Origin of the sequence: Bacillus sp. NEAU-242-2 (assembly GCF_027853835.1) — a bacterium.
Taxonomy (GTDB): Bacteria; Bacillota; Bacilli; order Bacillales; family Bacillaceae; genus Bacillus; species Bacillus velezensis.
The window spans coordinates 322779-336259 of sequence record NZ_JAPNNY010000004.1; the positions used below are offsets into that span (position 1 = coordinate 322779).

The window sequence follows — 13481 nt, forward strand, 5'->3', positions numbered from 1 at the left end:
TAAAAACGTCACGTTGTCACCTGCCAAAACGAGTCTGCAGGTGCAGTGCTTGTCTCTGCTTTTTTCTCATATTTCTTTAAAAGATCCGCAATGTCCGTTTTTTCATTACTTGTTTTTTCCGGTTCACTTTCCGTGCTGTTCCAGCCGCCCAAAAGCGGGTAGTGTTTTTTTCTGAATTCCGGCGGCTGAGGCGACCGGTGATGTTCCCGCTGCCTTGCACCTCTGTATTCTTCAACGAGGATATGAGCATTTGTCCCGCCGTCAGGAAATGAACTCTGAGCTGCGACGCGGGGTTTCTTCTCTGAATGCCAATCAACGGGTTCACGATTAAAATGAATACGCGACGCTTCAAAGTCATAATGTTCAAATGGCTCACGCGCTGATAAGAAAGGCGGAATCCGCTTATGATAGACGCTCAGCACACATCGGATGAAGCCCGCAAGACCTGAAGACAGAAGCAAATGCCCTACATTCGGTTTCACTGATCCGATCCGGCAGGGCAGAAGCGTTTTCCGGTTCAGCTGATAGACATCTGAGAGCGCCTTGATTTCCACCGAATCAACGATTGGGGAACCGCCTCCGTTCACTTCTATATATCCGATGTCTTCGGGCGACTTTTCCGCCATATTAAGCGCAGTTTGAATGACGTCTCTCTGCGCCCTTATATTCGGTGAACCGGGACCGAGCGTCCGGCCGTCATTGTTTACCGAGACGGCTTTTATGACGCCGTAAATACGGTCTCCGTCCCGCACCGCATCGCTCAATCGCTTGATAAAAACCGCCCCCGCTCCTTCTCCGAGCACTTCTCCCGCTGATTCACGGTCGAATATATGAAACACACCGTTCTCATTCAAAATATGGCGCGCTCCGAATAACCGGTGCGCGGATGGAGATAAGAGCAGACTCACCGAACCGACTAAGGCCGCGTCAATCCTTCCGGCCAAAAGGGCGTCTTTTGCAAAGGACAGCCCGATCAGCCCTGAGGAACATGCTGTATCCACGACAAGGCTCGGCCCTGTGACATTCAAAAATCGTGAAATGTTGGCCGCCAAATAGTTTTGCCCCGCCCCCAAAATCGGATTAGGCGCCTGCAGGATATGTTCCATACCGGCTGAAGGCTGCGCCCTGCCGCCGATGTATACGCCGACTTTCCGGCCCGACAAATCCTTTTGTCCGTACCCGGCATCATAAACGGAATGAACCGCTTCTTCTAATATGATCCGCGCCTGCGGGTCCATAATTGCCGCGTCTTTTTCAGAGATGCCGAAAAAGCCCGCATCAAACATGTCGATATCATCAATCCACCCCGCATAATCCTTTGCATGTGCTGTTGCATGCCAGCGCGATGCGGGGACAGGCCGGATGGCGGTGTTCCCTTTCATCAGCAGCTCCCAAAAAGCATCCGTTCCGCCCGCCCCCGGAAAACGGCAGGACATGCCGACGACGGCAATATCGTCTTCGGTATCCGCTTTCGGCTTCATGGATGTTCTCTCTTCAGCGGCGGCGGTTACATCAGGCTGGACGTCCATGTCTTGAACGAAACCATTTTCTTTTGTCATAAAATCGGTTTCATGATGCGCTGCGAAATAGTCAACCATTTCTGTAATCGTTTGATATTGAAGCATTAAGGACGGTGTTAACTTTATGCTGATCCGTTTTTGCAATGATTGAACCAATTCCGCAAAGAGTATTGAGTCAATCCCGTATTCATCAAACGGCATATCATCTTTTATCTGCTCATCCGTCATTTTCAGTTCTTCGCTGAAAACGGTGCGCACCCATTGACGAATCATATCCTTCACCTTTTGGTCACCGGCACTGCTTTTTTTCATGGGAGCTTCAGTTTTCTTCACCTTCAGAAGATCACCAAAATCAGCCTTACTGTCTTCGGGAACACAAGGAATTCCGCAGCTTTGTCCGTTTAATATGATGTAATCTAAAAACTTCAGTCCGTCTTCGGCAGACAGCCTGGAAAGTCCTGATTTTTGATAAGCAGGTGTTTCCGGCAGGCCTTCAGCCATGCCGGTTTCTTTCCAGACGGGCCATTGAACGGCTTTAACAAACACGTTTCCTTTACCTGCCTGATGATTTGCAAAAGAGTCCATAAATGAATTAGCCATCGCGTAGTCACTTTGCCCCGCAGCAAGCGAAGGGATCAGACCAGAAACGGATGAGAACAAAATAAAAAACGACAGCGGCTCATTCTGAACGGCTTCATAGAGACCGCCAAGCCCTGTTACTTTCGGCGTGCAAACGCTTTCGATCTCAGTTTCGGTTTTGTTATAAAAAGCGGGGTGTTCTCCCATTGCACCCGCGCAATGAAAAACGCCGGTAATCGGTCCCAACGTGCCGCGGATGCTGTCCGTCATGTTCCGGAGCCCCTTTTGATCCGTAAAGGAAACGCTGTAATAACGGATCTCCGCGCCCCGCTCGGCTAACCTCTGCATCCGCTCGGCTTTTTCCGGGAGAATGCCGTCCTTTTTCATGTCTGCCCACTCTGAGGAATCGGGAAGCGGCTCCCGCCCCATGATGACCAGTTTCCTGCATCCGCGTGAAACGGCATGATCCGCCGCAATTGCGCCGATCCCGCGCGATCCGCCCGTTATTAACAGCACATCATCAGACGAATAGGAAAGCTCAGGCGCCGCCGAAACATGCATACCCTGCTTCAGAAACGGCACATAACGGCGATTCAGCCTGTAGCAGCATTCACTGCCGCTTTTGGCCCGCGGCTGTAAAAATTCAGTCTCAATCTGTCTGCTTAATTCTTCTGTATGCTCAATCGCACAATCGCTATCTATTGTAAAAGAATGAATGTTGGCATACTCAGCGCCCAGCATCCGGTACAGCCCCGCCGTTTTCGCCCCCTGCATCAGAGGTTTACTTTCCTTGAAAGGCTGGAGGCGGTGTGTCACTTGGCTGAACACAGCGCCGCTATGACGGAATGATTCCAGAGCCTGCTGTAAAAAGGCAAGCTTTCCGTATTCTATCTCTTCCCGCCGTTCATATTCCGCATCATATGCGGTTATGTCGACGACCCCGAGTATCTGTTTGTTTTGAAGAGACTCCCGCACTCTGCCGTAAAGGTTTCGCCCCGATGCGGCAGCGTAATAATCGGCGCCGTCTTTTGCCTGATGGATGAAACAGATCGTTTCAATATGGTCGTTTCCTTTAAATAGAGCATCGGCCAATCGGCTCGTCTTATCAGTTGCAAGTATCATTACTGTTCCTGATAATGCTTCAGACTCCGCCGGATCTTGCTGCTTCCAGTCTTTTTGAAGAATGATCTTTTGGTTTTCCGCCGGTTCGTCTGTCTGTTTCCGGATATCCGCAGGCACAGGCACCCAATACCGCTCCTTCGCGAACGGATATACAGGAAGGCTGACCCGTTTCGGCTTCTCTCCTTCGTATAACAGGCTCCAGTCAACGGCGGCTCCTTTTGCCCACTCCGTGAGCAATCTGGAATATTGCTTGTTTTTCAAAAGTTCGGCCATTCCCCTTGATGAAATATCATCTTGAGCACGTCCGCGGAAACACCCTTCAATTTCCGTTTTCCGTTCAAGCACATCCTTCAGTTTCGCTTGCAGGCCGCAAACGGATGTAACGATCAATGCCAGCCGTTCAGGCATCGCTTCTCTGCCAGCTTGAAGCGTGTAGGCCAGGTCTTTAAGGTTGACTTCTTTTTCCCGTAAAAAGCGGGCATACCGTTTGACATATTCCAATAGCCGTTCTTCATTTTTTGCCGAAAGCAGAAACAGAACCGGCTCGTCTTCCCGTATATTCACCGATTTCTTTTCAGCCTGCGGCGGCAGATATTCTTCTATGACAAAATGGGCATTGCTCCCGCTGGCGCCAAAAGAACTTAAACCCGCTCTTCTCGGCTGGTCAGGATGTGACGGCCGTTCCCATTCTTCCAGCCGGTCCGCCACATAAAACGGCGTATCCGGAAATGGAATATGGGGATTCAGCGTGTCCGCGTGCAATGACGGAAAGATTTCTCCATGCTTCAGCTGCAAAAGCACCTTTGTTAATCCGGCGATTCCGGCGGCTCCTTCTAAATGGCCGATATTTGATTTGGCAGAGCCGATGGCGCAAAACCGCTTCTTGTTTGTCCATTTGCGGAAAGCGCGGCTCAGCCCTTCAATTTCAATCGGATCACCCAGAGACGTACCCGTTCCGTGAGCTTCAATATAACTCAATGTCTCCGGATCAATGCCGGCACTCTGAAAGGAATCTGTAATGACTTCCGCCTGTGATGCCGGATCAGGCACGGTCAAACCGGATGTTTTTCCGACATGGTTTAAAGCGGAGCCTTTTATGACGCCATATATCGGACAGCCCATCTTTTCCGCTTCTTGAACGGTTGTCAGCAACACCGCGCCGACGCCTTCTCCCGGCACATAGCCGTCACCGCCGTCGGCGAAGCTTTTGCAGACGCCTTCTGAAGACAGAAATCCGGCATTCGCCAAAAACGCATATTTATGCGGATGTGTGACCGCATTAACACCGCCGGCAATGGCGAATTCGCACTCCCCCCTTTTAATGCTTTCACATGCCAAATGTATGGATGTGAGCGAAGAAGAGCACATCGTATCAACAGCCATTGACGGCCCTGTAAAGTTCAGGCAGTGAGACACGATATTCGGAACAGAGGCAGGCGTCACGCCCATAGACAGCAGTGTGCCCCGCTGTGTGATTTCAGCGCCGAACAGCTCATAATGGCTCCAAAACACACCTGCGAATACCCCGACGCGTTTTCTTTTTTGTGAAGATGGCCCGCGCGCCGTTCTGTCCTGATAAAAACCGGCATCTTCACAAGCTTCCCAAGCCGTCTCTAAAAACAGCCGCGCCTGCGGGTCCATCATTTCAGCCTGGCGCGGAGTCAGATTGAAAAACAGCGGATCAAAGCTGTCTATGCGATCTAAAAATCCTCCGTAACGGTAGAACTGATCTGCTTCATATGAGAAAGGATAACCTTTCCATCTGTCTTTCGGCATTGTTGTGATGCAGTCTTTACCTGAGCGCAGATTTTGGTAAAATTCATCGATGCTTCCCGACTGCGGATATCTTCCCGCCAATCCGATTACCGCAATATCGTGCTCTTCTGTGTGTCTCTCTTGTTTTCGGCTTCTTCTCTTGACAGCTGCATGGGATAATGAAGAGCGGTTCTTGTCTGCCATCGGAACCAATCGGGCCATGCTTTCAGTTACAGCAGGCTCCTTCCCGTATAAAATAACGGATTGCAGCTTGCCGAGACGCAGCATATATTCAAGTGAAGCCATCCCTTCCCCGGCCGGAAGCGGGCTGGTGCCGGTTGCATCATTCATGATCTCTTTCATCAAGCTGTCAACCTGCATGCCGCCATCTTCCCAAAGCGGCCAGTTGATCGTCATAGAAGCCCCTGTCCGTTCGCCTTTTTCCGCTTTGCAATCGCGATATTTCATATATTCATCCATAAAAGCGTTCGCTGCGGCATAATCTGTCTGGCCCGCATTTCCGGTCAGCGCCGAGAATGAGGAAAATGCGGCGAAAAATTCAAGCGGTTCATGCCGTGAAGCTTCGTCCGCATGAATCAGGCCGCTGATTTTCGGCAGGAACACCCGCTTCAAGTCAGAACTGTCTTTTTGGATGATAAATTGATCTTTTAAAACACCGGCGCAATGAAAAATGCCCGTCAGCCGGCCGAAAGTTTCTGTAATCTGAGCAAATGCCCGCTCTGTTTCGGCTTTGCTGCCGATGTCCGCTTGAACATAAAGAACTTCTGCTCCCAATGCTTTCAGTCTGCTGATCTTCTCAGACTGTTCCGGCGAACGGCCGATGAGTGCGAGCTTCACCTTTTCTTTTTCTGCAAGGTGACGGGCAAGCAGAAATCCAAGACCGCCGAGGCCTCCTGTAATGACATATACGCCGTTTTGTTTCCAAGGAGACTGTGTCTGTCCGTCCGGTTTCTCAATACGTTCGAACAATCTGATCTGCCGCATATCGTCTTTATACCGAATGTCTGTGCAGCCTGCACGAGAGCAGTCTGCTTCTGTTCTAATGATTGCGGCCGTCTCACTTAGCAATCTCTCATTCTTGTCACAAAAGGTGATCACCTGAGTGTGAAGAGCCGGATTTTCCAGATGGGCCGTTTTCAGCATAGCCCCGAGAGCGGAAGACAATGCCGCTCCATTCTCAACGGCGCATACAAGCTGAATCAATGTATGTTCTTTCGGATGGTCTGTCAGTTCCCGTTTGAGCATACAAAATATGCGCTCGGCATCTGCTCCAAACTGCTCATCTGCAACCTCATGCTCCCTTTTCAGTTCTATCACTTCCGCTTCCGGGCAATATGTGCCGAGTTCACCGGTGAGACGGGCTCCTGCATCGGCAGCGATAATGAGATGACGGGTGTGTTTTTGCCCGTTCTGCACCGCCGTTTCCAGCGGATGATCTTTCCAGGCGGGTTCAAAAAACAGAACCTCATCAGCAATGTCAGCGTCTGATGTATGCCGTTCTTCGGCCGAATCTTTCAGCACACAGCCCGCTTCATTGATAAGGTAATCCGCAAGGCGGCGGACAGATGAATATTCAAATAGCAGTGTCGGATAAAACTGCTGCTGAAAAGTCTGCTCTAATATCTTTACAAGCTTCAGCAAATGCGCCGAGTCAAGCCCCATATCATAAAAGCCTTTCCGCACATCAATAGCCTGTGCCGGACGATTGATCAGCCTGGCGATTTCCGACTTTATGTAAGTCACCATGTTTTGTTCCGGCGTTTGCTGTTCAGACACGTCTTCTGCGGCCACAGGACTTTCGGGCTCTCCACGGCCGCTTCTGTTCTGCTGAGGCGGCTTCTCTTTGTCTATCAGATGGGTAATCATATTCGCTTGTCTGACCCTTTTTACTGTCAGTTTCTCACATTCGGCCAATACGTTCCCCGCCCTGTCGTAAATCGTGAAGTCGGCCGAATAAAAATCAGGTTCGCTATCTGATGCGCCGCTTTCAGTGCGGCTGTTTTTCGCAGAATAAGTGTAAATCGTTTTCGGAAACGGCTGATATATGCAAAAACGATTAATCATAAAAGGAATATAAGGTGTGTCATTCTGCTTTTGGGCCGACAATGCAAAGGAAGAGCCGGCAAGGGTGGACGCATCTAAAAAAGCCGGATGCGCCTTAAATTTCTCCCGGAATCCTTCAGCCAAATCACTCAGAGTGAGCTCCATTAATTCTTCTTTATCCTGAAGCTGATAAACAGCCCCTTCATTTTTCATAAACTCGCCATGCTCAATATGGCTTCTTCTTGCAATTCCGTAAATGTCATGCATGTCCCATTTTCGGCTTGCGTTTTTCATGAATGCTTCAATATTCAGTTCTTTTGCCCGGGGCGTGTCTTTTTGCAAATAAAGCTGACATTCCATATTCTCATCCCGTTTTCCGCCAAGCGGTGTGCCGTTTTTTGCTTTTTCGCTTGTGATCTCAACTTTCCAGCTGTCACTCGCCGGCGTAAAGGTGACATACAGGTGTTTATCAAACTCTTCAGATGTTACAACAGGCTGCTTAAAAATAATCTGTCTTAATTCTATAGGCCTTTCACCGAGATACCCGGCGGCGAGCCGATACAGCATATCTATTAAAGTCACGCCCGGGAGGACGCGGATTTGATGAACGCGATGATCCCGGACGATATAATTCGAATGGCTGATTTTCTGCAGGAACGTTTTGACTTGATCGGTGGCAACTGCCAATCTATCACACCTCGCTTATTTCAAACATTGCTTCTGTGCCCGCCTCATTTTCTTCCGCTTCGGACAACTGTGCTTTTTCAGGCCAATACCGCTGTTTTCGGTATACTGTCTGACCGCCTTTCGGTTCCATGGTCGCTTTTCGTTCTTTCGGAATTCCTTCGTTGCTGACAATGATATGGGCGTTATTCCCGCCCAAACCGAACGCGCTGACCCCGGCCCTGAGTATCTCTTTTTTTCCGTCCCACCGCTTCAGCTCAAGCACAGGATAAAGCGGCGAATCATGAAATTGAAAGCGGGGGTTCGGTTTATGGCAATGCAAAGTCGGCGGGAGTTCTTCATTGGCAATCGCCAGCAAAACTTTGATGATTCCCGCCGCGCCCGCCGCACTCAGCAAGTGGCCGATATTGCTTTTGACGCTCCCTACACCGCAAAATTGTTTTTCATCGGAATAAGCAGACAAGACATTGGTTAATCCTTTTAATTCAATCGGGTCGCCGATCAAAGTACCGGTTCCGTGAGTCTCTACGTATGTCATGGTGTCCGGCTCGATTTCCGCTGATTGAACCGCCTGCTCAATCAAGTCCTGCTGCGCCCGGGGATTCGGCGTCGTCACCCCCATTGTGCTGCCGTCATTATTTATCGCAGAGCCGTCAATAACGCCGTATATTTTATCTTCGTCTTCTATCGCTTTTTCGAGCGGCTTCAGCATCAGCACACCGCAGCCCTCTCCGATTCCTGTTCCGTCCGCATCGGCATCGAAAGATTTTGAACGGCCATTTGGCGATAAGATTCTCGCCGCGCTCATTGTGAGAAAAGGTTTTTCATCAAGCAAAATGTCAACCCCGCCCGCAAAGGCCGCCTCCGCTTCTCCATTTTGAATAGCCTGCACAGCCAAATGAATTGCCGTAAGCGAACTGGAGCAGGCCGTATCCACGACCAGGTTGGGCCCTGTAAAGTTATAAATGTGCGCCATATGTGCGGTAATAAAATTTTGCCCCGCGCCAATAATCGCGTCTTTTTGCAAATATTGAAATTTCTGATGAAACGCACCTGCCCTTGCACCGGCAAAAACGCCGATACGGCGGCCCCAGAGATCCTCTTTTTGATAACCCGCATCGGCCAAAGCTTCCGCGCTCACTTCGAGCCACTGCCTTTGCAGCGGGTCTATCATCGGTGCCAGCGTTTCTGAAATATTAAAATACTCCGGGTCAAAATGATCAATATCGTGAATAAAACCGCCCCATTTACTGATGCTTTTTCCTTCTTGATATTCACCCGGCTGATAGTGTTCTCCGGCGTTCCATCTGTCCGGCGGAACTTCAGTGACGGCATCCGTTCCGCTGCGGAGATTCTTCCAAAATTCTTTTATATCCCCCGCTTTCGGAAAATGACAGGCCATGCCGATGATCGCAACCTTTCCCCGTTTCCCGGGCTTATCTGCCGTTTTTTTGCTCTGTTTCGGCGTCTTCTGCAAAGGGATCTTCTCCGCGGGAACCGCTGCATCTGCCGAAAAAGCTTCCGGACAATGTGCGGCTAAATAATCCGCGAGCTGTTCTATGGTAGGGTGTTCCAGAAGGACAGTCGGATCAATTGAAACGGACGGCAGTTTTTGATCGATCTTTGTCAGCACCTGCGCCAGAAAGATAGAATCCATTCCGTATTCCTGAAAAGGCACATCGATATCCATATGCGTTTCATCGATACTCAGCTCTTTTGCCAAAAGCGACTTCAGCCAAGATTGAATATCAGTCCGGTTATGGACCCGTTTTTTTGTTTCAGGAGGTTTGGAAGCTGTTCTCATTCCTTTATGGGCGGCTGGCTTGGCGTTTTCAAGCGCTTTGATGTCCCAATCATGTTTCACTTGTGCCGGCAGCACGACGGTTCCGGGTCTTTCTCTTAAAATGTAATCAAGCATCTTGAGACCTTCCGCGTCAGAGTGACGCAGCAATCCCGTTTGCTGATACATCCCGCTTTTTGTATCCCTGCTCATGCCCGTCTCATCCCATGCCGGCCATTGTATGCTCATGATGCCGCTCTCATTGTTTTCTGCAAAATAGTCCATATAAGAATTAGCCATCGCATAATCGCTCTGTCCCGCCGCAAGAATCGGGACGGCTGCCGAGACAGATGAAAACAGGACGAAAAATGCCGGCGCATCATCCTTTACACTCTCATACAGACTGTGAAGGCCGTCTGCTTTCGGGGCGAGCACCCGCGCGATACTGTCTTTGGATTTGCGGAGAAAAGCAGGGTTTTCACGGTCCGCAATTCCCGCGCAATGCAGAATGCCTCCGACAGGTCCGAGCGTTGTGGTTACCTCTTTTATAAGCCGTCCGACAGCCTGCTTATCCGTCAGATCAACTGTAGAGACGCACACTTTTACGCCTTGTGATTCCAGCTTTCGGATAAGCTGTATTTTTTCCGAAACGACAGGGTCTGTTTGCTCAAGATCCCACTCGGTTTTCGGCGGCAGCTCCTTTCTGCCTGTCAGAAGCAGTTTCTTCACACCGTATGCGGAAACGAAATGCTTGGCGCATAAAGCGCCGAGTCCGCGCGTTCCTCCGGTTATCATCAGGACGGCGTCTTTTGGAAACACAGTCCGGTCTGTTTGCACGGCTTCTGGTTCAATCTGATCAGTCTGCCGAAGAACATAGCTGAAGCGCATGCCGTCCCTGTAGCAAACAGCAGATTCCGTTAAGTCTGATTCAATTTCTTGTTTAATAAAAGCGGCTGTCTGCTCCAGCGGCTCTTCAGGATCAATATCGGCGTGACAGGTGAGAATATGGCTGTATTCATGCCGCAGCATGCGATAAAGCCCCGCTTTTTCAATACCATGCATAGCGGCCGCCTTATTTTTGAAGGATTCAAGGCCTTTTGTAAGATAAAGCATTTTCATGTTTTCTTGTCCGCGGCCGTATTCAATCAGCTGCTGCAGCGATGCCACCCAGCTGATGTCCTGCCGCTTTTGCCGGGAACCGCAGCCGGTGAAGTCAATAAACCCGAAATAGATGGCCGCATTCGGATCCTGTAAGAAAGAGATGAGCTGATTTTCCTGCACAATGTCAGCATCATTTAGCTGTTTTTTCACCTCGGCGGCAAGGTCTTTTGTATCCTCGGAGACGATGAGCGCTATTTTGCTGAATGGCTCGGATGAAGACACTGCCTCGCAAGGCTCCCATGTTTTCTGCAATACTACTGTTTTTTGATTCGAAAGCGGCAGCTGCTCCCGTTTCGGCACCCAATAGCGGTCGGCTCTGAACGGATAGGAGGGCAGGCTGATGCGGCGCGGCTTACTGTCCGTATACAGCTGCTCCCAATCTGTGTCAAATCCGTTTACCCAGAGCCGCAGCACTTTCTTGTATTTCTTTTTCTCAATCCAGGCGCTGACGAGGTCAGCAGCGTCTTCATCGTCTGAGAACATGGAGGTCGTGTTATTCTCGCGTTTTTTGCGCCCGCTGATGATATCTTCGCTGTTTTTTCCCATCAGAAACGCGTTCAGTTTTTCAGTCAGTTCCTCTGCGGAGCCTGCAATGATTCCCAGCCTCGCTTCCATTGCGTCCCGTCCGGTCTGCAGTGTGTATGCAACATCTGCAAGATCGATATGGCGGGATGATCCGTTTTGGATAAAATCCCGAAGGAGACGCGCTCTTTCTTTCAGCCGCTCTTCATTTTTAGCCGACAAAACAAAAAGAGATGACGCTTTCTCACGGGTTTCCGGCTGTTCCGTTTCACTTTTGCCCATGTATTCTTCAATAACGATATGCGCATTGACGCCTCCGAAACCGAATGAGCTTACACCCGCCCGGCGGGGCAGGACCCGGCCGTTTTCATCACGCAGCGCTTCCCACTCCTTTGTTTCTGTCACAATGTAAAACGGGCTGTCCTTCAATTTGATATGGGGATTGATGTTCTCGCAATGCAGACTTTTGGCGAGCGTCCGATGTTTCAGCTGCATCAATACTTTGATAACGCCCGCAATGCCTGCTGCGAGCTCCAAATGTCCGATATTTGTCTTCACTGAGCCTATCCCGCAATATCCGCCCGGAGCCCCGTCTGTTTGGAAAGCTTTTTTCAATGCATTGATTTCAATCGGATCTCCGAGCGCCGTACCTGTTCCGTGCGCTTCTATATAAGTAATCGTTGACGGGTGAATACCGGCTTTTTGATAAGCGCTTTTCAGCACATCCGTCTGAGCCTGCGGATTCGGCGCGGTAAGTGACGCTGAGCGTCCGCCGTGATTTTCCGCTGTACCGCGGATGAGGCCGTAGATGTGATCCCTGTCATGCTCAGCCTCTGAAAGCTTTTTCAAGACAATCATGCCGGCACCCTCTCCTCTGACATAACCGTCAGCCTGATCAGAAAATGTTTTGCAGCGTCCGTCTTCACTGAGCATGCCTGCTTTTTGAAAACCGATATGGCCTTCAGGCGTGACGATCGTGTTGACGCCCCCTGCGACCGCCATATCACAATCTCCCGTTTCAATGGCTTTTACCGCGCGGTGAATGGCGACTAAAGAGCTTGAACAAGCGGTTTCTACCGGCTCGCTCGGCCCGTGGATATCAAGAAAATAACTCATCCGGTTCGGTCCGACGGACGGCACGATTCCGGTCATCGTATACCCCTCGACAGGAAGACCCGCCTTATTGATTAAGGTTTGATATCCGCTTCCCAATGTGCCGGTGAAAATGCCGGTTTTTGTTCCGGCAATCCGTTTTGCTGAGTACCCCGCGTCTTCAATGGCTTTCCACACATACATCATTAATAGACGCTGCTGAGGATCCATCATTTCAGCTTCTTTCGGAGATATCCCGAAAAACAGCGGGTCAAACCCGGCGATTCCATCTATAAAACCGCCCCATTTAATTGACGTTTTATTTGCAGCCGCTGCCGGATCGCCGTAATATTCGCGCCAATCCCAGCGATCCCGGGGAATTTCTGTGATGCAATGCTCTCCTTTTGATAAACGTGTCCAGAATTCATCTATGTCTTTCGCTTGCGGAAAAATACCGCTGATTCCGATAATGGCTATCGGTTCGGTTTTTTCTTCTGATTTTCCTTTTACGGATACGGGCGTTTCCCGTTTGACATGAACGGCCGCCGGAGTTTCAGCTTTTCTTTTTCCGGCTTTTGGAGCGGTTTTAAAACGCTCTCTTTCTAAGCCGCTGAATGCTTCTTTCCATTCAGATATCAAATGGCCGCTCAGTTTGCGCAATGTCGGAAATTCAAAGAAGATAGTCGGGCTGAGCTCAAGCTGATAAGACCGATTTAATAGATTTGTAAATTCAGTGAAGATGATCGAATCAAATCCGTATTCCGTCAGTTCGCTGTCAGCCTCAATATCTTTCATGCTTACCTTTAAAAGATCTGATACATGCCTCTTTAGTTTCTCTTGAACCCGATCTTTCAGATCTGTTGCATCTGTCTCTGCCGGAGCTTGTCCGGCGGCGCTTTGTTCTTCGCCCAGATCGAAAATATGGCTGCGAATCCGTTTCTCGTCGCCTTCTGCCACCATGACCTGGTGTGCTCCGGAGGCAAAAGCGGCATAAAGCGCCTGGATGCCTGATGCCGATCGCATGGCTTTCATTCCGGTCTGTTCATACATCAGCCGTTCGGTCTCTTTGTCCACACGCATACCGCCTTCTTCCCAAAGCGGCCAGTTGACGGACAGGGTCTGCCCGCTCCGCTTGTTGTCCCGCACGAGACGATTTCGGCGGGCTGCATAAACATCCATAAATGCGTTGGCTGCCGCATAAC

General features: G+C 50.1%; 2 protein-coding genes. Both read right to left on the reverse strand.

Annotation, left to right across the window (positions count from 1 at the left end):
* Positions 1-8: 8 nt before the first annotated feature.
* Positions 9-7727 carry an SDR family NAD(P)-dependent oxidoreductase gene (locus OWN49_RS14990; RefSeq protein WP_176283410.1) on the reverse strand — a complete coding sequence of 2573 codons (7719 nt, stop codon included), beginning with the start codon at positions 7725-7727 and terminating at the stop codon, positions 9-11.
* A gap of 4 nt (positions 7728-7731) precedes the next feature.
* Positions 7732-13481 (reverse strand): beta-ketoacyl synthase N-terminal-like domain-containing protein (locus OWN49_RS14995; protein WP_232213475.1); only part of this gene is annotated, 5750 nt, incomplete at its 5' end.